The organism is Ignavibacteriales bacterium (assembly GCA_016700155.1).
GTDB lineage: Bacteria > Bacteroidota > Ignavibacteria > Ignavibacteriales > Ignavibacteriaceae.
In genome coordinates this window covers 3,295,369-3,320,245 of the sequence record CP065001.1, presented here as the reverse complement: position 1 = coordinate 3,320,245, position 24,877 = coordinate 3,295,369, and the positions used below count along the sequence as shown (strand labels likewise).

Annotated in this window: 8 protein-coding genes; all 8 read left to right on the top strand. The window is 37.2% G+C overall.

What is annotated here, in order from left to right:
• The first annotated feature begins 68 nt into the window (after positions 1 to 68).
• Complete coding sequence (locus IPM56_13970) at positions 69 to 929, top strand: 3-hydroxyacyl-CoA dehydrogenase family protein (GenBank protein QQS35344.1); 861 nt, start codon at positions 69 to 71, stop codon at positions 927 to 929.
• Between the two features lie 34 nt (positions 930 to 963).
• The gene (locus IPM56_13965; GenBank protein QQS35343.1) at positions 964 to 1,218 is read left to right on the top strand and encodes an acyl carrier protein; all 255 of its coding nucleotides are present in this window, start codon (positions 964 to 966) and stop codon (positions 1,216 to 1,218) included.
• Between the two features lie 16 nt (positions 1,219 to 1,234).
• Positions 1,235 to 2,398 (top strand): acyl-CoA dehydrogenase family protein, encoded by a 1,164-nt coding sequence (locus tag IPM56_13960; GenBank protein ID QQS35342.1) that lies wholly within the window; start codon positions 1,235 to 1,237, stop codon positions 2,396 to 2,398.
• A 28-nt stretch (positions 2,399 to 2,426) separates the two neighbouring features.
• Entirely contained in the window at positions 2,427 to 4,055 is a 1,629-nt protein-coding gene (locus IPM56_13955) for an amino acid adenylation domain-containing protein (protein ID QQS35341.1), read from the top strand.
• Positions 4,056 to 4,084: 29 nt separating this feature from the next.
• Positions 4,085 to 14,929, top strand: a complete 10,845-nt coding sequence (locus IPM56_13950) for an aminotransferase class III-fold pyridoxal phosphate-dependent enzyme (protein QQS35340.1) — start codon at positions 4,085 to 4,087, stop codon at positions 14,927 to 14,929.
• Between the two features lie 20 nt (positions 14,930 to 14,949).
• Positions 14,950 to 17,520 (top strand): amino acid adenylation domain-containing protein, encoded by a 2,571-nt coding sequence (locus tag IPM56_13945; GenBank protein ID QQS35339.1) that lies wholly within the window; start codon positions 14,950 to 14,952, stop codon positions 17,518 to 17,520.
• 143 nt (positions 17,521 to 17,663) lie between these two features.
• Positions 17,664 to 19,163 (top strand): glycosyltransferase family 39 protein, encoded by a 1,500-nt coding sequence (locus IPM56_13940; GenBank protein QQS35338.1) that lies wholly within the window; start codon positions 17,664 to 17,666, stop codon positions 19,161 to 19,163.
• Positions 19,164 to 19,848: 685 nt separating this feature from the next.
• Positions 19,849 to 24,678, top strand: coding sequence for a T9SS type A sorting domain-containing protein (locus IPM56_13935; protein QQS35337.1), 4,830 nt, complete (start codon positions 19,849 to 19,851; stop codon positions 24,676 to 24,678).
• Positions 24,679 to 24,877 lie beyond the last annotated feature (199 nt).

Sequence of the window (24,877 nt, the reverse complement as noted above, 5' to 3'; positions counted from 1 at the left end):
CGTCTCGTATATGGCGCAATTCTTGACAAGATTAAATAAAAATCCATAAAGTATAAGAAGTCACAGCAATGAAGTTTAATAAAGTTGGGGTTATTGGTGCCGGGAATATCGGAATCGGCGCAGTAACTGATTTAGTTATTCACGATATACATGCGGTAGTTGTAGATAATTCAGCCGGACAATTAAAAAAAGCTGAATCTGAAATTTTAAAGAACATAAGATTTGCACCGCTGCTGTTAAAGGGTTCTCCTAAAATCTCACCGCAGGAAGCATTGGCAAAGATTACATTTTCAACTGAAATAAACTCACTGAATGGCTGTGAATTTATCATTGAGAATGTAACCGAGGATTGGGGTATTAAAGAAAAAGTATATCGCGAACTTGATAAGCTTTTACCACAAGATATTTGTATTGGTTGTAACACTTCCTGCATTTCTATCACCAGGGTAGGAAGCGTAACAAACCGCCCTGATAAAATTGTCGGAATACATTTAATGAATCCGGTTCATTTAAAACCAACCGTTGAGGTTATAAAAGGATATCATACTTCAGAAGAAACTCTTTCAAAGTTGAGTGATCTTTTTGTACAACTAAAAAAGAATTCAATCATAGTAAATGATCTTCCCGGTTTTGTTTCCAACAGGATATCTCACCTGTTTATGAATGAAGCCGCTTTCGTATTCCAGGATCAGGTTGCATCCGCAAAAGACATAGATGATATTTTCAAAAAATGTTTCGGACATACAATGGGACCTCTTGAAACAGCAGATCTTATCGGGTTGGATACTGTAATGCATTCTCTCGATGTTTTGTATGAAAGTTACAAAGATCCCAAATTTAGATGCTGTCCTCTTTTAAGGAAAATGGTATATGCCGGACAATTAGGGCGCAAAACAGGAAAAGGTTTTTATAACTATCCCAACGGATAAGTAAGTATTTTTTTTATAATAATCGAAAAGAACTATGAACATAGAAACAACACAATCGATCAAAGACACGATCCGTAATTTTATTTTTGATTCAATAAATGTTTCAGATCTGAATGATGATGTAAATTTATTTGAGTCAGGAATAGTTAATTCACTCTTTGCTGTACAGTTGATGACATTTCTTGAAAAGTCATTTAGCATTGAAGTCACAATGGATGACCTTATGATGGAAAATTTTGAATCAATCAACGCAACTACAGCTTTCGTAGAACGCAAACAGAATAATTAAACTTAAAAGAAGAGTAATGATCAGTTTACTTACAGAAGATCAGAGATTACGCTACATTGAATTTCAGGAATTCATAAAAATCAATGTAGAATTATCAGCATCGAAATGGGATCAGGATGAAGAAATGCCTGATGATTTCATTTCACTGCTTGCAAGCACAGGTTACCTCGGCAGCAATATACCGGTTGAATACGGCGGTAAAGGCTGGGACTTTGTCACATTCGGACTTCTTAACGAAGCAGTCGGCAAAGGAATATCATCTCTCACAGATTTACTGACAATTCAGGCGATGGTTTCTATGACGCTGCTTAAATGGGGAACTCAAGCACAAAAATCCAGATGGCTTGAACCGCTCGCGAAGGGAAATATCATTGGGGCATTTTCACTTACGGAACCCAATGTAGGGAGTGCGATTCAATCACTCGAAACAACAATTAATAAACGCGGTGATAAATACGTACTGAATGGATTTAAACGCTGGACATCCTATGGAGAGAAAGCTGATCTCTTCCTTGTATTTGGAAAGGACGAAGATAAATCCGTTGCTTGTCTTTTAACTAAAGATACACCGGGACTAACCATACACCCGATTAAGAATATGATGGGTTTCAGAGCTGCACATATGGCTCAACTTAATTTTAACAACGTTGAAATACCGGAGACCGATATTGTCGGTAAACCCGGTTTTGCACTTTCACATGTAGCTTCTATTGGATTACATTATGGAAGAATAAGTACTTCATGTTCTGCCCTGGGTTTATTGAGAGCCTGTTTTGAAGAAAGTGTTGTTTACGCATCCCAGAGAAAAATCGGGAGTAAGAATGTCGGCGATGAAGGAATGATAAGAACTTTGATTGCAAGAATGGGTACTGATCTTCAGGCTGCTTCATTATTGTGTTATTCAGCCTGCCGTGCGGAGGACGAAAAAACTCCTGATGTTTATGAGAAAGTTCAGATGGCAAAGTATTTTACTTCCCGCGCTGCAGTAAAAGCTGCATCAGACGCGGTACAAATTCAGGGTGCGAATGGTTGTCATATTTCTTCACCTGTATCACGGTACTATCGTGACTCAAAAATTATGGAAATCATTGAAGGCACAACACAAATCCACGAACGCATGCTTGGAAAGACATTCGTTGAAAAAGCAGCAAAAATTTTAAAAGCAAAGAAAAGAACCTGATCCAAATGTTGTTATTGAAAAAATGAATATGTCCGAACAAAATTTAATACTTGAATATCCTGAATTGGAAAATTTGAAAAAATTCAATGATACAATATGCCCGTTCAGGGATGATATAACTATCAATGAATTGTTTGAAGAATATGCCGCGGTTAATTATGATCACACCGCTGTGATCTGTGATCATTCAAAATCACTTTTCGAAAAGAATACAATGAGTTTCGGAGAGCTTGATATTTTATCGAATCAACTGGCAAGAAGTCTTAGGAATAATGGTGCCGGTCGCGATAAAGTAATCGGAATTTGTGTGGAGCGATCCTTCGACATGATAGTTGGAATACTTGGCATATTGAAATCGGGCTCAGCCTACCTGCCGCTTTCTCCTGAATTGCCTGAAGAAAGAATAAACTATATGCTGAGTGACAGTAATGCTCAAATACTGTTAGTGCAGGATAAAACAAAAAATAAATTTTCTTTTGCAGGAACGTTAATTAATCTTAGCAACACAAATTTTTATAATGAAGATTCAAAAAAGTTAACCGTTATAAATAAGCCTGGTGACCTGGCATATGTAATATATACATCCGGATCAACCGGAAGACCAAAGGGAGTGATGATTGAACATAGATCACTTATTAATAGAATAACATGGATGCAGAAGACATATACTATTAATAGTGATGATGTAATACTTCAAAAGACCCCTTTTTATTTTGATGTTTCTGTGTGGGAATTGTTCTGGTGGATGATAACAGGAACAAAACTTTGTTTTCTGATGCCGGGCGGTGAAAAAATTCCTTTAGCTATTGTAGAGACAATAAAGAAGCATAACATAAGCACGATGCATTTTGTCCCCTCTATGCTGAATGTTTTTCTTGAATATCTTGATGGTAAAGATGAAGTTTATATGCAAAAACTTAAGTCACTAAAAAAAGTTTTCGCAAGCGGGGAAGCACTTTCTCCGGGTCATGTAAAAAAATTTAATCGTGTATTGGGAAAACAGACGGGCGCAGTTTTAATAAATCTTTATGGACCTACTGAAGCAACAGTTGATGTGAGTTATTATAACTGTCCGGTTGATGAAAAATTTGAAAAAATACCGATTGGAAAACCGATTGATAATACTCAGTTCTTTATAATTAATGAAAATAAATTAATGCCTGCAGGTGAATCCGGAGAACTCTGCATTTCAGGTGTATGCCTGGCTAGAGGTTATATTAATAATGAGATGCTAACTAATGAAAGGTTTGTGCTTAACCCATTTTTACCTGGCGAAAAAATGTATCGTACCGGTGATATCGCCAGATGGCTCCCCGATGGGAATGTTGAATATCTGGGAAGAGAAGATCATCAGGTTAAAATTAGAGGCTTACGTATTGAACTTGGAGAGATTGAATCAATCATTAGAGAATATCCTGAAATCAAAGACTGTGTTGTAATCGTAAAACAGTATTCGGAAAATATTATTCTTATAGTTGGTTACATTGTTCCTAAAAAAGATTTTAATTCAGATGAATTGAAAAATTATTTAAAAAAATATCTTCCCGACTATATGATCCCAAATAATTTTATTGAACTCGATCATATACCCGTACTTCCTAATGGAAAAGCGGATCGTAAGTCATTGCCTGAACCTGTAATCACACTAAACAGGTAAAAGTTTTTTTAATCATTGATGCCGAACAAATGACAAAGAATGAAAATACATCTGCCGGGTTTTCTGAAAATCCTTTTGACATAGCAATCGTGGGAATGGCATGCAGATTTCCCGGTGCAGGTGATATACATGAATTCTGGAATAACCTTTCAAATGGTGTTGAGTCGATAAGACATTTTTCTGATGCCGAGTTAAAGAATGCAGGCATACCTGAATCACTCATCAATAATCCGAAGTACGTGAAAGCGTCCCCGGTTCTTAAAGATCCGGGTTTATTCGATGCACGCTTTTTTGGATTCACTCCAAATGAAGCAAGGATGATGGATCCGCAGCATAGAATTCTTCTTGAATGCGCTCAGCAAACTTTAGAGCAAGCCGGATATGATCCTTTACGTTACAATGGAAGGATAGGTGTGTTTACCGGATCAGCAATGAACACATACTTTATGAATGATTTTTTCAGAACGATGTTCATTGAAGATTATATACCGACTCTGATTGCCAACGATAAAGATTTCCTCAGTACACAAATATCCTATAAGTTAAATTTAAAGGGACCAAGTGTAAATGTGCAGACTGCCTGCTCAACGTCTCTAGTTGCGGTTCATCTGGCATGTCAAAGTCTTATCAACCAGGAATCTGATTTAGTTCTCGCAGGTGCTGTCTCAGTCAAAGTACCTCACGTATCGGGATATATTTATGATGGCGGCGGAGTTGTTTCACCGGATGCACATGTCCGTGCGTTTGATGCGAAAGCTAATGGAACAGTATTCGGTAGTGGTGCTGGATTAGTTCTGTTAAAAAGATTATCTGATGCTATAAATGACGGGGATACAATTCATGCGGTAATCAAGTCGACAGCTATTAATAATGACGGTTCTCAAAAGGCCGGATATACAGCTCCAAGTGTAACCAGCCAGGCAGAAGCCATCACCGAAGCTCTTTCAGTTGCCGATATTAATCCAGAATCGATCTCATATATTGAAGCTCATGGTTCAGGTACACCGATTGGTGATCCGATAGAAGTTGCTGCACTGACAAAAGCATTTAGAAATTTTACGAATAAGAAAAACTTCTGCGCTATCGGATCTGTAAAAACAAATGTGGGACATCTCGATGTCGCCGCCGGTATTGCAGGACTTATCAAAACTGTACTTGCTCTAAAGAATAAAAAAATTCCTCCAAGCCTTAACTATGAAGAACCAAATCCGGAAATAGATTTTGAAGACAGTCCGTTTTTTGTAAGTACAAAATTATCGGAGTGGAAAAGTGAATCCGTTCTGAGAGCCGGAATAATGTCAACCGGTATGGGAGGAACAAATGCACATGTTATTATTGAAGAAGCGCCCCAACAGATAAAGAAAGATTCCTCCGAGTCTCCAAAAATATTTCTGCTATCAGCAAAGTCTGACGCTGCATTGAATGATTATACTTCAAGCATCAAATCATATCTGAATCACCCTGAAATTAATCTGGATGATACTGCATATACATTGCAGATCGGAAGGAAGAATTTTAATCATCGAAGATTTTTTATCGGAAAAAATAAAGAAGAACTTCTCAATATTTTAAGTGATGAAAAATCAAAGCAGGTTTTTTCAGATAAAGTTCAAAGTTCAGCAAAGAGACCTATAGTATTCATGTTCCCCGGTATAGGTGATCACTATGTAGGTATGGGTTTTGACCTATACCATAATTCTGAAATATTTAAATCCGAAGTCGATAAATGTGCTGACATTCTAAAGAAATATCTTGACATCGACATAAGAGAGATCATCTATCCGAAAGACTTTAAACGCGAAAGTTCTGATTCTTCCAAAGGGATAGATTTCAAAAAAATGCTTGCAAGCAGGGTGGATAAATCAGCTGATACTAACACGCAAAAATTAAATCAGACCCTTTTTGCTCAGCCCGCACTATTTACAATTGAATACTCGCTTGCTAAACTCTTGATGCATTACGGTGTTACACCAGATGCTATTATAGGTCATAGTATGGGTGAATATGTTGCCGCCTGTCTTTCGGGTGTTTTTAGTCTTGAGGACTCATTAAAATTAATTGCTTCCAGAGCAAGACTTGTGAATTCTTTGCCTCAAAGTTCGATGCTTGCGGTTAATCTGCCAGAAAAAGAAATATTGCCGCTGCTATCTGAAAACTTATCGATCTCATTAATCAACCTGCCCAATCTTTGTGTCGTTGCAGGAGCTGAAGATGAGATCAAAATTCTTGAGGAAGAATTAAAAAGTAAAAAAGTTCTATTCAGATATATCCAGAACGCACATGCTTTCCATTCAAAGTCTTTAAATCCAATACTGAAGGATTTTGAAAAGGAGTTTAAAAATATAAAAGCAAATAAGCCCGTCATTCCATTTACTTCAAACCTGACTGGCGATTGGGTAACCGAAGATGAAATACGAAAACCAGGATACTGGAGTAAACATGCCAATAGCACCGCCAGATTTAGTGACGCGCTGGAAAAAGCATGGGAAATAAAAAATAGTATTCTTCTTGAGATCGGGCCCGGAAACACTTTAAGCGTTTTAGCTATGCAGCATCCCCAAAGGATGAAAGCTGAAAACCCTGTAACTATTACAACACTTCGTGCCTCTTATGATAGTCAATCTGATAATGGATTTTTATTAAGCTGTCTCGGTAAGCTCTGGTTAAAAGGAGTCAGCATTGATTGGGAAAATATATACAAGGTTGGTGAAAAGCACTGCAGGATACCACTTCCTACATATCCGTTTCAGAGGGAGAATTATTGGGTAGATGATTTATATACCATAAAAGAGAATATTAGTTTTAATAAACCCGCTCCATCAAAGCGTAAAGAATTTAACGATTGGTTTAGTGTACCTGAGTGGGTTGAGAGCAATGACAGCAATAATGAAGATAAGATTGCAGCGGATGATGCTCTCTGGATTTTGTTTATGGACGAATCAGGATTTGCTGAAAGTTTAAAAAATGAAATTCAAAACCGTTCACAGAATATTGTTCTGGTTGAAAAAGGTGAAGTTTACCATAAGAAAACAGGTTCAAGTTTTACAATCAATCCTCACAAGAATGAAGATTACTCAAAATTATTTAGTGAACTATCGGGATTAAAATTTTCTAAAATTAATATCCTTCATTGCTGGTGTATTTCGGAGTATAAATCCGGTTTGATGAATCCCGATGATGATCAAATTAATGATATTGGTTTTTATAGTCTTGTCTATATAGCGCAATCTTTAACTAAGTATCACTTTTCACAAAGGATAAATATTGGTGTGTATTCAACAAACACACATAAGGTGGTTAGCACTGATGAAATATACCCAGCCAATGCATTAATCACGGGACCGGTCGGAGTATTCCCGAAAGAATTTTCAAACATTTCCAGCTTCAATCTCGACTTTATCTTAGAAGAAATTCAATCCTCGTATTCTCAGGATTTATTAAATCAATTTGTGAATGAGTTTAATACTACACATTCAAAACCATTTATTGCTTATCGAAATAAAATCAGATACGTAAAAGAATATAAACCGATTAATATTACTTCAGGTACTGATGCAGATTCAAATAAGAAAAATCTCCTCAGGAAAAATGGAGTTTATGTTATAACTGGCGGAACCGGCGGCATAGGTTTAACAATATCAAAATATCTTGCTGAAAATTATCAGGCAAAAATAATTTTCACACAAAAGTCAGAGATGCCGTTGAAATCACAATGGACAAACTGGCTTGAGCAGAATTCCCCTGAATCTGGTTTACTTTACCAGAAGATCAGCAGACTTTTGGAAATGGAAAAAGCAGGTGCTGAAGTTTCAGTTTTTACTGCGGATGTTTGTGATAAACCTGCAATGAAAAATGTTTTTGATGAAACGCTGAAAAGATATGGAAGAATAGACGGAGTAATCCATGCTGCAGGAATAGTTAAAGCAGGTATAGCGCTAGCGAAGACAAAAGAAACTGCTGATGAAGTTCTCGATCCAAAAGTACGCGGAACAATTATTCTGAATGAAATCCTGGAAAATATTCCGATTGAATTTCTTGTATTGTTTTCATCAGTCACATCGGTAATTACTCCTTTCGCAGAAGTTGATTATAGTTCCGCAAATGCATTTTTGGATTCTTACACCGATTACTCAGTTTCAAATCACAAATTCCATACACTCTGTATCAATTGGCCCGGCTGGAAGGATATTGGTCAGTTGAAAAATCTGGTTCCGCTTAAGGGCACTGAAAAATGGAAAGAGAAAGCGCTTGAAAGTGCAATTGCTCCTGAAGACGGACTTAAGGCATTTTTAAATTCTCTAAGCAGTGGTTTGCATCAGGTTATTGTGAGTCCAGAACCACTTTTTGATTCAGAGGACGAATTACACAGTTCACAGTTTTTTGAATTCGATGTGAATGTAACTCAACCCAGAAGCAAAACCCGAACATACCAGGATGCGGTAGTGATTGATTCTTCGGATTCAGGAACAACAGAAGCAGTAGAGAATAAACTTGTAATACTATGGCAGAATATACTTGGTTATGACAATGTCCAAAAAGATGATAACTTTTTTGATCTTGGCGGGCACTCATTATTGATGGGAAGACTTCAGATAAAAATTAATGAAGTGTTTAATGAAGATCTTTCTCTGGTTGATCTGTATCAATATCCTACTATAAAAACCCTTGCTAAGTTTATTACTAATAAAAAAGGAAGTAGTAACGAAGAAAATATTTCCAAAACTTTAATTACCAAAAAAGATCGTGACACCGATATCGCTATAATTGGAATGGCGGGAAGGTATCCCAAATCTTTAAACCTCAAGGAGTTTTGGAAAAATCTTGTTGATGGAGTTGAAGTAGTTTCTTTCTTTAGTGATGATGAGCTTGAATATACTCCTAAAGGTAGCACCGGTTCAGAACTAAAATTTGTGAAAGCACGCGGGGTGCTTGAGGATGCGGATAAATTTGATGCAGAATTTTTTGGATACAATCCAAGAGAAGCCGCTTTAATGGATCCACAGCACAGAGTATTTCTTGAAGTTGCATGGGAAGCTCTTGAAGATGCCGGATACAACGCTGACAACATTAAAGGTGCCGTCGGAGTTTTTGCCGGGTCGAGTTTAAGTACCTACTTGATGTATAATGTTTTATCTGATCGTGAGAAGCAGGAAGAAATTGTTAACTCCTACCAGATATCAGATTATTCCACAGTTACGGGTAATGATAATTCATTCCTCACCACAAAAGTTGCGTACAAACTTGGTTTGCGCGGACCTGCAGTCAATATACAAACAGCTTGTTCAACTTCTCTTGTTGCGATTGGTCAGGCGTATCAAAATCTTCTGTCAGGTGAATGCGACATGGCACTTGCCGGTGGTGTTTCGATAACTTTCCCGCAGAAACGAGGTTACTTTTTTGTTGAGGGAAGTATTGGATCTGTTGATGGTCATTGCAAAACTTTTGATGCCGAAGCCACAGGAACGGTATTCAGTTCAGCAGCGGGAATTGTTGTTTTAAAAAGATTAAAAGATGCAATTAAAGACGGAGATTCCGTTTATGCAGTTATTAAATCTGTTGCAACGAATAATGATGGTGCAGATAAAGCCGGGTACATGACTCCAAGTGTTGAAGGTCAGTCAGAAGTAATAAGGAAAGCACAGTTGATGGCTGGCATTGATGCCTCTACAATTAAATATATAGAAGCGCACGGCACCGGAACACCGGTTGGCGATCCGATTGAAGTCGCAAGTCTTGAAAAAGCATTCCGCGAAACAACCGTCGAAAAACAGTTCTGCGGAATCGGATCTGTAAAAAGTAATCTTGGTCATACGGATACTGCCGCGGGTGTTACAGGATTAATCAAAACAGCACTTTCTTTATATAATAAAGTTATTCCTCCTACGCTTCATTATAATAAACCAAACCCGCGAATTGATTTTGAAAAGTCACCATTCTATGTGGTGGATAAGCTTACTGATCTTAGTAAGGAACAAAGACCGCTGAGAGCAGCAGTCAGCGCCTTTGGTGTTGGCGGAACAAATGCACATGCAATACTTGAAGAGTTCCCTTCAATAACTTTTTCTTGCGAAGAGCGAAGTGATAAATATATTATTCCGTTTTCAGCTAAAACTGAAAATGCTTTGACGAATAATATTCTTTCAATACAAAAATATTTTGAAAGTTCACCAGGAGAAGGTATAAACGATATAGCTTATACACTTCAGACAGGACGGAAGGAATTTGAATGGAGACAATTTGTTGTGGCTGGATCAATAAATAATGCTGCAAGCGAACTCACGAACCTTCTCTCAACAGGAATGAACAGAAGTCAGGTAAACCTGAATGATAATCCTTTTCTTGTGTTTATGTTTCCCGGTCAGGGTGCCCAGTACGTTAATATGGGAAAGGGATTATATAGTTCAGAAAAAATATTTGCAGAAACAGTTGATTACTGTGCTGAATATTTAATACCATTACTTGATCTGGATATACGCGATCTGCTGTTCCCGAAAGAAAACCACGAAGAAACAGCTAAAAAACTTGAACAGACAGTTTACACACAACCGGCTCTTTTTATTATTGAATACGCACTCGCACGACTGATAATCAGTTATGGAATAAACCCGCAGGCAATGATTGGGCACAGTGTGGGTGATTATGTTTCAGCGTGTCTTGCAAGTGTTTTTAGTCTTGACGATGCATTATATATCATTGCCAAACGCGCCACTTTAATGCAGAAGCAAAAACCTGGAAGCATGCTTTCGGTAAGGCTTGGTGAAGAACAAATCAAAAAATATTTAAACGAAAATATTTCTCTTGCTGCTATAAATTCACCAAATCTTGTTGTGGTATCCGGACAGACAGAAAAGTTAAAACAACTTTCATCAGAGTTGACTGAATCAAAAATCGAGAACAGGTTGTTATTCACTTCTCATGCATATCACTCAAGTATGATGGAACCGGCACTTAAGCCCTTTGCAATTGAGTTTGATAAAATAACGCTGAACAATCCAAGTGCGCCATTCCTATCAAGTATGACCGGAACCTGGATAACAAATGAACAGGCTGTTGATAAACAATTCTGGGTTTTACAATTAAGTAATCCTGTAAGATTCTCTAATGGGATAAAAGAATTACAGAAAAAAAATAATCTTGTTCTACTTGAGCTGGGCCCTGGCAGAGCGTTGTCAACAATGGCAAGTCAGCATCGAAATGATAATGTGAAACAAGTTGCAATAACAACCCTGACTCAGCCAGATGAAGTTAATGATGATAAATCAAATATTTTATCCTCAATAGGTAAATTATGGCTGGCTGGAATGAAAATTGCGTGGAATAATTTTTATCCTGGTCAGAAAAGGAGAAGATTACATTTACCAACTTATCAGTTCGACAGGAAAAGTTATTGGATTGAGCCTCCGAAAAACGGAAAAGCAAAGGATAAAAATAATTATTCAAAACAGATTTCGAATTCTGTTACAAAGGTTGTAAAAAGACCTGCAATTAAAAAAGTTATACAGGCGAACAGTATGAAAAGAAAAGAATATATAATCGATATTCTGAAAGATATACTCGTTGATCTTTCAGGAATGAAAAAAACTGATCTGGTAGAATCCAAAAGTTTTCTTGAACTCGGTTTTGATAGTCTGTTCATGACGCAGGTCAGCCTTGCTTTTCAAAAGAAGTTTGATGTTAAAATAACTTTAAGACAATTACTGGAAAGCACACCAACTATTTTAGCTATAGCTGATTTCATTGATGGTAAATTACCATCAGGACAATTTGAACCGCCCAAACAGGAAGTAGTCATTGAAGAACCCGTTGAAGAATTAGTTGAGGAATATATTGACCCTGCTATGAACGATGATTTATCTTCAGGAATTGGAAGTATAGTCGGACAAGGTTCAGTTGAGAAACTTGTCTATGAACAACTTGAACTAATGAAAAAACAACTCGAAATGCTCAGCGGCAAAGTCATGCGGACAATACCTCAACCAGTTGCTAAACATCCGGAACAAAAACCTGTAGATAAAACCATTGCCAAACCTGAAGTTCTGCCGCAGCAAAAAACTGATACAGCCGAAAAGAAAGTCTTTGAAAGATTCGGACCATACAAACCTATTGAAACAAAAAAAGGTGCGGCGTTAACAGATCAGCAGCAAAAGTATCTTGATAAACTTATTAAAGATTATAACCGGAAAACAATAAAATCAAAAAACCTAACACAACAGCACAGAAGCCATTACGCTGATCCAAGAACAGTTGCAGGCTTTTTACCTATATGGAAGGAAATGACATATCAGGTTGTGACCGAAAGATCACAAGGTTCAAGAGTATGGGATATAGACGGCAATGAATATGTCGATGTGTTAATGGGATTTGGTCAGTATTTGTTCGGTCATAATCCTAAGTTTATTAAAGACGCAATTGTTGAACAGATGAACCGTGGCTTCGAAATTGGACCTCAGTCTCCAATCGCGGGTGAAGTTGCAAAATTGATATGCGAATTTACCGGTCTGGACAGAGCAGCATTTTGTGTCACCGGCTCCGAAGCTGTACTTGGTGCAATACGTGCGGCTCGTACTGTAACTGGAAGAGATAAAATTATTTTCTTTGCTGCAGATTACCATGGTATTATTGATGAAGTTCTTGTTAAGACCAATGCTGTTAATGATCAGTTGAAAACAATGCCGATAGCTCCCGGAATTCCGAGAGAGAATGTTCAAAACTCAATTGTATTGGAATTTGGTACTGAAGAATCACTCAAGACAATTGAAAAATTACTTCCTGAAATTGCTGCTGTGATGGTAGAGCCTGTGCAGGCAAGACGACCTGATTTTCAACCTAAAGATTTTCTGGTCAAACTTCGTCAAATAACTGAAGCAGCAAACGTTCCACTTATTTTTGATGAAGTAGTAACTGGATTCAGAGTTGGTCCCGGAGGAGCGCAGGAGTATTATGGAATAAAAGCAGACATTGCAACTTATGGAAAGGTAATCGGCGGTGGATTTCCGATAGGAATTATCGCAGGCAAAAAATTATATATGGATGCTTTTGATGGCGGCTGGTGGCAGTATGGCGATGATTCAATCCCTGAAGCAGGTGTCACCTTCTTTGCCGGAACATTTGCAAGACACCCGTTGTCACTCACAGGTGCATATACAGCGTTAAATTATCTTAAAGCAAAAAACGGTCAGGTTCAAAAACAGTTAGGTGAAAAAACCGCAAGACTTGCAAAAGAACTGAATGAATTTTTAGTCTCAAGGAATATGCCTCTTAAAATCATCAACTTCAGTTCTATCTTTTATTATTCATATCCAAAAGACTTAACATATTTTAGTTTACTATTCTATGTTCTAAGAAATAAAGGATTGCATATACTTGAAGGATTCCCGGTATTTCTTTCAGAAGCACATACCGATGCTGATGTTGATTTTATTATAGATGTAATTAAGCAGAGTATAATAGAACTGCAGGATAATGGTTTCTTTCCGGCACCGCTTGGTTCACAGGAAATTAGCAAACAGTCTGCATTAGTTGATCATTCATCAGGAACAAATAAGATACCTCTTACAGAAGCTCAAAAAGAACTTTGGGTTGCCTCATTAATGAATGATAAAGCATCATGTACATTCAATGAATCATCGCACCTTGTACTTAAAGGAAAATTAAATAAAGAAAATCTTGAAAAAGCTTTTGAAAAGATTATTGAAAGGCATGAGGCACTTCGGACAACTTTCTCTCAGGACGGAAAGTATCAGATAGTAAATTCACAATCACGATTTAAGTTGGTGTTTACTGATCTCACAAATAATCAACAAAGAGACAGTATAGTCACTGAAAAAATAAATTCAGAATCATCAAAAGTTTTTGATCTTATAAATGGTCCTTTGATAAGAGCAGAACTTATCCGGTTGAACGAACTTGATCACAGGCTTATAATTACTGCTCATCATATAATATGTGACGGGTGGTCCTATGATGTTATGGTAAAAGATTTAAGCAGAATTTATTCTGAAGAAGAGGAACATAAACCAACCACGCCGGCACAACCGATGCAGATGAGAGAATTTGTTTCGTTTCTCGAAGAATCTCAAAAAACCAATGAGTATAAAGAACAGGAAAATTATTGGCTTAAACAGCTTGCTTTACCTATTGCTGAATGTGAACTGCCTACAGATTTCAGCAGACCTGAAGTACGTACTTTTAATGGTGCAAGGATCAATGGTGAAATAGAGAAAAATTTATTTAAGAAAGTCAGAGAACTAAGTGCCAAATCAGGAAGCACTTTGTTTGTCACTTTAATTTCAGGATTCTCATTACTATTAAATAAACTCGCGCAGGAAGAAGATATTGTCACAGGAATACCGGCAGCAGGTCAACAGGTACTTGGAGCCGATGATCTTGTCGGGCATTGTACAAACCTGCTTCCGATCAGATTTAAAATTAATCCTGAAATGAAATTCAGTGAATATCTAAAACACTCAAAAGGATTAGTGCTTGACGCTTATGACAATCAGCAGGTTACATACGGAGATCTGATTGGTAAGCTTAAATTAAAACGAAGTGCGAACAAAGCTCCGCTGATTTCTACAATGTTTAATATTGATCCTGCGATAATGGGATTAAAATTTTCAGGACTTGAAGCAGAATTTCTAGCAAACCCGATTTCGGGCTACCAGTTTGAATTTGGTTTCAATCTTGTAAATTCTCAGGACGAATGCTCTATTGAATGTGATTATAATCCGGACTTATTTTCTAAGAAGACTGTTGAAAATTATATCAGATATTATAATTACATTTTGGAACAGGTAACTGAAGATATTGATATTACTTTGAAGGATATAAAAATTTTATCTCCTTCTGAAATTGCAGACATAATGAATTTTTAATAATGGGAATCTGATTCTGTATGACAACCTACGATCTGGTTAAAGAGCAAATAAAAAAATCTCCGGGAGCTGCCGCTATCATTTTCGGAAGCACAGCAATTTCTTATAGTCAATTGTCAGTTGAAATTGATAAAATGAGTACGCTCTTTAAAAATGAAGGTATAAAAAAAGGCGATAGAGTCGGCGTCTCTGTAAATCGTTCGGCGGAGATGGTTGTTGTACTTTTAAGTCTGATGAGAATGGGAGCTACATATATTCCTCTCGATCCTGGTTTCCCGCAGAATAGATTAAGATTTATAGTTGAAGATTCAAAATGCAGTCATCTTGTTATTGAAAACTCAACAAGATCACTATATGATTATTACAATGGTACGCTTATAAATCTTGAAAATTATAAGAAAGTAGAAGCGTTTGAATTTAAAGATGAACCTGTATCTGAAGACAGCGTAGTTTACATACTTTATACATCCGGTTCGACAGGTAATCCTAAAGGCGTACAAATCATTCATAAAAGCCTGGTAAATTTTTTACAGTCAATGCAGAATGTTCCCGGCCTTACGAAAGATGATTCATTACTTGCGATAACCACTCTATCATTTGACATATCCGGTTTAGAATTATTTCTGCCGCTTATTACCGGAGCTCAACTTGTAATAGCATCAAAAGCTGAAGCTTTGGATGGCAGAATGTTATTGAGTCTGCTCAAAAAAAATATCACTGTAATGCAGGCAACACCCTCGACCTGGAGATTATTAATTGAATCAGGGTGGAATGAAAAATTAAATCTTAAAGCATTATGCGGTGGTGAAGCCTTAACCCGAGAACTGGCTGATAAACTGCTCGAAAGAGTTGATTCGCTATGGAATATGTACGGGCCTACGGAAACAACTATATGGTCATCCTGTGCTAAAGTTGAACCGGGAAAAGAAAATTTGCATCTGGGTCGTCCTATTGCAAATACAAAATTTTATATCGCTGATAAAAATAATCACTTCTGTGCACCGGGAGTGCCGGGGGAATTATTAATAGGTGGGGATGGTTTGTCAATCGGGTATTTAAACCGAGATGATCTTACAAAGGAAAAATTCATAAACAATCCGTTTGATAAAAATCAAAATTCATTGGTTTACAGAACCGGTGATCTTGTCAAACTCACTGTAGATAAAAAACTTGAATTTTTAGGACGAATAGATCACCAGGTTAAAATTCGCGGATTCAGAATTGAACTCGGTGAAATTGAAAATGTTATCACACAACATCCTCACGTAAAAGAAGCAGTTGTCACCGCGTACCAGAACGGTAAGATTGATAAAAGACTTGCAGCATATTTTATTTCCGGTTCAGGTGTAGAAATAAATCAATCTGATTTAAGAAATTTTATAAGCGAAAAACTTCCAGATTATATGATTCCGTCGTTCTTTGTTCAATTGGAAAAGTTCCCATTGACACCGAACGCAAAGATTGACAGGAAGGCTTTGCCTTTACCCGAAAATGAGAAGGCTGATAAAGAGGATGAATTTGTTTCACCGCGCAACACACTTGAAATGCAGCTTGCTGAAATTTGGAAACAGGTACTGGAAATTAATCAGGTCAGTATAAACGATAATTTTTTTGAAATAGGCGGGCACTCAATTCTGGCTGCTCAAATGTTTAATGAGCTCGAGAAATTGACCGGTATAAGATTGCCGTTGGTAACTTTGTTTGAACACCAGACAATAAGTGAATTAGCCAAGCTGGTTAAACAGGATAATTTCGTTGAAAAATGGTCACCACTCGTTTTAATAAAAAAAGGAAATAATAAAACTCCGTTGTTTGTGATTCACGGTGCGGAAGGAAATGTTTTATTATATCGTGAACTGGCAAACCACCTTGACCAGGATCAACCTTTATATGGTTTGCAATCGAGAGGGTTAAACGGTACGGAAAGTATTCCTGCATCAGTTGAAGAGATGGCAGTTGATTACATTAAATCGATCAAAAGTATTCAATCCCATGGACCTTATAATATCGGTGGATATTGTATGGGCGGTACTATTGCATTTGAAGTTGCTCAACGTTTGATTGGTGAAGGAGAGGCGGTAAATAATTTATTCCTGATCGAAACTTATAATGCCGCATTCGGAAATATTACAAATACATTTCTTGACAGAACAAGGGAGAGACTGGAAAATGTAAAATTTCATTTTGACAATTTGGTTTCATTAAAAGGTTCCGATAAAAAAGTTTTTTTGAAACAAAAGATTGAAACAACAACAAGAAGAACCAAAGCCAGATTAAATGCAATATCATGTAAAGTGGGAATAAATATTGAAGTACTTCCTGAAAACTCTTCAAAGACTTCCAGGGTTAGACACGCCAATGATATAGCACAGATGAATTATATTCCAAACGAATATAAAGGTAAAACAATACTGTTAAGACCTGTTATTAGCTATTCCAATGAACCCGATCCAAAATTCGGCTGGGGCGATGTTGTTAAAGGAGAGCTGAAGGTTTATAATTTAGATCTTGCCCCACGCGGTATGCTTGTTGAACCATACGTTGCTCAAACCGCTGCAATTATTTCCCGCGAAATAACGGGGACTAAATAAAAAAAATTTGGTTTAAATCAGTTCTAAGTCAATCTATTCGGAAATCGTTTTATTGCTGAATAAGATTATACTTCAATATGTGCAGAATTATTTTCATTCTTCATATTCACAAATGAATCATCAATAAATTTTAAACACTAACTATGACTAATTCATCAGGCAAAATTAAAAACGTATTATTTTTAATTATAATACTTTGGTCAGCACTTCAGATTATCTTTGCTATTCCTGATTCAGTAGTTGAGGATTGGGCTGGCTGGCGTCAGGCAGATACACAAACAATCGCAAGGAACTTTTTCAATTCCGGAGAAAATATTTTTTATCCGCAGATTAATTGGGGCGGTAACGGTCCCGGTTACCTTGAATGCGAATTTCAATTATATACATATTCTGCTTCCTTATTAATGTATGTGACAGGTGAAACAGAATTGCCGGGTCAGCTTTTAAACATTTTAGTAATTGCTTTAACCGCAATCACAATCTTCTTACTGGTAAAATATAAATTAAAAAATGAAAGCGCAGCCTTAGCCGGATCAGTAGTTTTTCTTACAAGCAATCTGGGTATGCACTTATCAACTGCTGTAATGCCTGATGCTATGTGTATACTATTTTATGTAATCGGATTTTATTTCTTTGTAAAATTTTTAGATGACAAATCAAACTCAAGTATGTTACTGTTTGTTTTGTTCAGCATTCTATCAGCTTTAATAAAACCTATGGCGCTTAATCTTGGAATAATTCAATTCTTCATTGTTCTGTTTGGTTACCGGCAGTTATTAAAATCCCCAAAACTTTGGTTAAGCTGGTTGAGTATCGTTGCAGTTACAACAGTTTACTTATTATTTTCAAATAGTCTTTATCAGCAGTATGGAAATACTTTCGGCGTGTTATCGGGTGATAGTAAATTCCCGACTTTAAAAGGATTGATGCAGCCTGTGCAATATGCAAAGATAATTTATTTATCAGTTGTCTGGGGGCTTGGAGTTTTGGGTACACTTGGATTCATTTATTTAGTTATCAAACGCAGAGTAAGTGTGATTGAATGGGCATTAATTATCGGAAACCTTGCAGCGATTTTTATTCCGATGAGATATACTGTTGATAGAGGGGCTTCTCACTACTATGTGTTTACAGCTTTTTTTGGCGCCTGGCTTGTAGGTAAAGCTTATATGGTTTTAAATGAGAAAGAGGGACGGGTTAAAAAAATTCTTCCATCATTTGCAGCAGTAATGATTCTTGTCTTTTATCTTGGTCATATGTATTTGAGAATAAATCCTCAATCATTTCACTATGAACCTGAAGTAGTTAAAATAGGTAACAAATTGAAAGAGATAGTTAAACCAGGAGATCTCATAATTGCCAGAAGTGTTGCTGATGAAAGAGAACAAAGTGAATGGGGAAATCGTATTAATAATTTTGAAGACCCGCGGATTTTTTACCTTGCTAATGTTAAAGGCTGGTCGCTGCCCAATGATTCAAAAGGATTTGAAAGAATAAAAAAGTACATTGAGCTTGGAGCCGATTATTTCGCTGAGCCATTCAACAGGTATGATGATGAAACGTTGTATGACTGGCTTGATAAAAATGCTGAATTAATTTTTGAATCAGATTATGGAAGAATATTCAGGCTTAGTAATTTTTAATTAAGAAAGATTCTTAAGTTTATCGTAACACTAATTTTATTTCGAAAGTTATAGCTTTATAAGTATTTTAGATTTTTTCCCGCCCAAAAGATACTTTTATTTTTATCTTTAATTTAAAATCTACCTATCTCTTTGAAATACATTTCCGCCTATCGTTTGATAAAAAAAAGTTTAATATCTCATCTGGGAAATAAATTTTTTGCGCAACTATTAATTTGACTTTCCATCAGTAAAAAATTATTATTCTCGCCCTTAGTTTTTCCATTGGGGTTGTCATCCATTCCCTTTTAGAATTTTTAATTAGTTAAAAGCATCGGATTGTTTTTATAATTTGATCGTGACCGAGATGTGAATATTCCGAGTGAATAAGGAAACTTAATTAACGTTAATAAAATTATTTAATTAGCATACCTTTTTTCTGTGGAGATATTGTGGTCTTCTGTTTTTGTATCCTGTCTCTGAAACAGTTTTCATTCTCAGTCTCAAAGTTTGCTTTCCTTTACAATTCTATTCATCAACTTAATTCTATTCTCTCTAAAGGAGGTTCAGTATGAGTATTTTTACTCAAACCGTCTTTCTTAATTAAGAGCTTTACAGAAATTTTTATGTAGAACTCTGTAAAGCTTTTCCCTTACGATTTGTTCAAAGCCTTAATTTAATAACCAATTCTTGAGAGGTCATTGAGATGAACAAAACTTCAAAATTATTTTCACTTTTAATTTTCATATTAATATTATCCGCTGTTGCTTATGGTCAAATTATTGAAACTGAAGGTAACAACGGATTCAGAACATATGAATCAACAACTTCGTCTGAATATGTTTCTTTAAATGAAACAGATGCATTAACCGTATGGGCGTTACCAACAAACCAGTCAACTTCCGGTTTTAGCCGGGCTCCAAGCAATTTTTGGGGATACCAAAGAACCGAGTATTTGATTACAGCCACTGAAATGAGTGCAAGTGGTTTTCCTAATGGTGCAGCAATAAACTCCATAGGATTTTTGATTGCAACCGCAGGTGTGGGAAACCTGACAGGAACTTTAAATATCTATCTTATGAATACTACAGATGTCACTTATTCACTCGGAACTTCCTGGACGACAACAGGATTTACCCAGGTAAGTACAAATGCCAGTTTCAGTGTGCCAATTACTGCTGGATACTATGATATCCCATTCACTGGCGGTTCAACTTTTAATTATTCTGGTGGTGGGGTATATGTAGCCTGGGAATTTAGTTCTGCTTCTGCAATTGGTTCAACAGGTGTTGTACATTATTGTAATACAACCTTAACGGGTGGACTTTATGGTCAGCGCAGTACAACAGCATTACCTACTACTCTTGTTGCTTCAAACTGGAGACCAGCAACCCGTTTTGGTACTAATGACTATAATGATATTGTCAGTGTTGATAACATTTATACTTTGGAAAGAGTGCCTACTCCATTTGGTACTCCAACACCAATTGATGTAAGAGTTTCAAACGTATCTGCCGTAGTTACAACATTCAATTTAACTGTTACAGTCAGAGATGCTGAAACTGCAGTAGTGCGTTTTACTTCGACTCAGTCTGTCACTAATTTAGCAGCCAACACAAGCACCGTAGTTAATTTTACAGGGTACTCTCCAACGATATTAGAGGATGTTAATATAGTAGTTACGACATCTGCCATTGCCGGTGAAAACTGGACGGTTAATAACACAAAAACCATTCAGGCAAATGTCAACAATAACTTATACTCATATTGTTATAGTCTGACAAGCCCCGGGGGCTATGGATTTACTTATCCCAACACCGGTATCTTTTCAGCCAAATATAATATGAACGGACAAGGATTAATAACCGGGGCAAACGTATTTATTTATAACTATGCAACCAACCCGGGTAATACTGTTTATGCAGTAGCACTAAACAGTGCGGGAACTATAGTTGCTCAATCTGCAAACTATGTGATTCAGGCTGGCGATCTAGGAACAAATAAAAATTTTGTTTTCACAACTCCGGCTTATTTTAATAATGAAATTTTTTATGTGGGATTAGCACAAACAGCAGGTACTGCTCAATACTATCCTCTTGGTTTGTTTAATGAAACTCCGCAGAGAGGAAATACTTTTTATACTTTTGGTATAGCGGGAGGAACACCGGATATTGATGATATTGATGCGCGTTATGGAATAGAAGCACAAGTAATTGCATTTGCAGGAGTATCAAATCCGGCATCCTTTACTGCAACCCCATTCAGTACTACTCAGATTGATTTAACATTTGCACCTAACGCAAGTAATCATAATGTTGTAATAGTATGGAACAATACCGGTGTATTTGATTTACCAGCCGGCGTACCGCCAGCGGTTGGTCAACCCTTTGCGGGAGGCACTTTGTTATACAACGGTTTAGTTTCTCCAAGAAACCATACCGGACTAACAGCTTCAACAACATATTATTACAGAGCATTTTCGTATGATGGTTTCGGAAATTATTCTCCGGGATTAACAGCAGTTGCAAGTACACCTTGTGAAGTAACAACTGCGCCATTCACAGAAGGATTTGAAGGAACAACTTTCCCTCCTGCCTGCTGGTCAGTAACGGGTGCAAACACATGGTTCAGGACCACTGCAGCCAGCGGTTATGGTAACGGACTCGCTTCTGCCATTGCTAACTTCTATGATATTCCGGCTGCTACCACTTTTGATCTGATTACACTTCAATTCGATATAAGTGCATTTACAGCGCCTCTGCTAAAATTCGATTATGCTTATGCAACATATGTAAATGAAGTTGATCAACTCGATATTTACTATTCAACCAATAACGGATCTACATATTCATTGTTACTTTCAATGCCAGGCGGTACATCGGGTATACTTAACACTGCCGGCGCCACCACCGCTTCCTTTGTTCCAACTGCTGCACAGTGGGCATCGCAAAATCTTAGTTTGCCGCCAGGGACGAATATGATAAAATTCACAGCAACCAGTGCCTTTGGTAATAATCTGTTTATTGATAACATTAAAGTTTACCAGGTATTTGCAAATGATGTTGGATTACTTTCTGTTGATGTTGGAGCTAATCAGAATCCCGGAACAGTAGTACCAACCGCAACGGTTAAAAATTATGGAACATCAACAAATTCATTCAACGTTCAGATGACAATATCAGGCGGTTATTCCTCCACAAAAACTGTTTCAAACTTAGCTGCCGATGCTACACAACTTGTTACGTTTGATAACTGGAATGCCGCACTTGGTCAGTATAGTGTTGATGTCTGTACACAATTAGGCACTGATCAGGATGTAACTAACGATTGTATGTCAAAATCAATCGGCGTTTATACCGGTTCATTCACTACTGGAACAGACTTTCCAACAACTACTTATCTCGGAACAGGAGTTGGTTATACTTCAACTACCGAAGCAACAGGATTTCTGTATTCATTCGGTGGAAATACGGCTTCAGCTCTCGGTACAGAATGTTATAAATATAATGCAGCCACTAACACCTGGACTCCGATTGCTTTATTACCATCTGGTCGAAGAGTTGTCGCATCAGCACTTGTAGGTGATTTCATTTATGTAATCGGCGGTTCTGATATGTCAAGTGTTTATCAATCGACAGTTTATAGATATGATATTGCATTGGATTCGTGGACAACAGTTGCGCCATTGCCAATCGCAGTTGGTTGGGGAAAGGCTGTAGGTTATAACAACAGGATTTATTTCGCAGGAGGCGTTAATTCTGCAAGCACAATACTCCCTGATGTTTATGTGTACGATGTATCTGCAAATACTTGGACTGCAGGTACTTCAATGCCGGGACCAAAATTCGGTGGAGCTTTTTCTGTAACAGGAAATAAGCTTGTTTATGTAGCTGGTGCAAATGAAACCGTGATTTCTGATGATGTGTATGTCGGTGCAATCGATGCTGGAAATCCAGTGGCAATAACCTGGATTACAGCCAGTGATTATCCCGGATTAAATAAAGAGTCGGAGTCATCAAACCAGCTTAATCTCTTTGCTCAGATGCTGAGTGATACGAAAGGAAAAAATTTCAGTGCAGGGATTTTAGAAGCTGTATATCCTCCCGGATCGATGTACAGGTTTGACGGTGCAACATGGGGAACTGATGGAGTTATAGTTACAGGAGGAAGTCCATCATCGGCGTGGTCACCGGCGAATCCAAATCCAACTTACATTTACAAACCAGCTACAGATACATGGATAAAACAAGGTGAAGTTCCTTCTCCTGTTTTAGGTTCATCAATAGGATCTGTTAATGACGGTAACACATGGAAGCTTATCATTGCATCAGGTTTAGGAACGGATGAGAATGCAACCCAAATATGGACAGATAATTTGAGTGCAGCTCCTACAACTTTCCAATTATCTGTTAATGTTACAGACGGATGGAACATGGTTTCCGTTCCCGGGGTGCATCCAACTAATCAGAACGTGAATACATGGTGGCCAAACAGAAATCTGCTCGCAGATGTTTATCGCTGGTCGGGTTCATATTCTCCGGTTACTTTAACAACTCCGACCCAAGGTTACTGGATGCTTCACACCGGGGCTAATACTTATAACACCGGTGATGAATGGCCGGCCGGAGGGATTCAGATTGTTACTCACGATCCTATTGCTATAAGCACAGGCTGGAATATGATTGGTGCTTACGATCAACTGGTTCCTGTTGGAAGTTTAACAACAACTCCTTCCGGATTAATTGTTCCTAACACGATCTATGGTTGGAACGGATCATATTTTAATCCTACAAACCTTGTTCCCGGTTACGGGTATTGGGTACTTGTTAATGGTAATGGAGTTATAAATGTTCCGACAGTTTTGGACGGAGGAACAGTAGCAAAACAGGAAGACAGAAGCAGCTGGGGAAAAATTATAGTCACGGATGCTGCTCAGAGAAGTTATACGTTATATACCATTCCGGATAAATCAGGAAATAGCGGATCAGGTATTGACCTTAATAGCTACCAACTTCCTCCTTTACCTCCTTCCGGTTCATTTGATATAAGGTTCAGCAGTCAGAGAGTTGCGGAAGATCTGAATGGTTCAGAACAGACTATCGAGATGACAGGTGTTGTTTATCCTGTAACTGTCCGTACTGAAAATCTAAGTATTAAAATAAAAGATCAGACTGGTAAAATACTTAATACAACAATCAGTGCAGGAGAAGAAATTCTTGTTGAAAATAATCTGCTTAATAAACTGATTGTTGCTGCTGATATAATACCAGCCAGTTACTCGCTTGAACAAAATTATCCAAACCCGTTCAACCCGAGTACTAATATTGAATTTTCATTACCTGAAGATGTTGAGAATGTTAAACTTACAATTTACGATGCATTAGGTCAGAAGGTGATAGAACTTGTAAATTCAAAACTCGAAGCAGGCAGCTATAAATACAAATGGGATTCCGGTAATGCAGCAAGTGGTCTGTACATTTATGAACTGAGAACAGCTAATTATTCATCAGTTAAAAAAATGCTGCTGCTCAGATAATAGAATCCGGTAAGTTATAAACCCCGGTTTAAGCCGGGGTTTATTTATTCAATACCCCTCTAAAATATTTTTGATTATTTAAACTCTCAATTCCAGAATTCAAAAAACTATATGCACAGTGAGTGTGCGTTAAGATCATGAAGAAAAAGAAAACACTTAGTATTTTATTTCACATTAAAATATTGAAACGATGTCCATC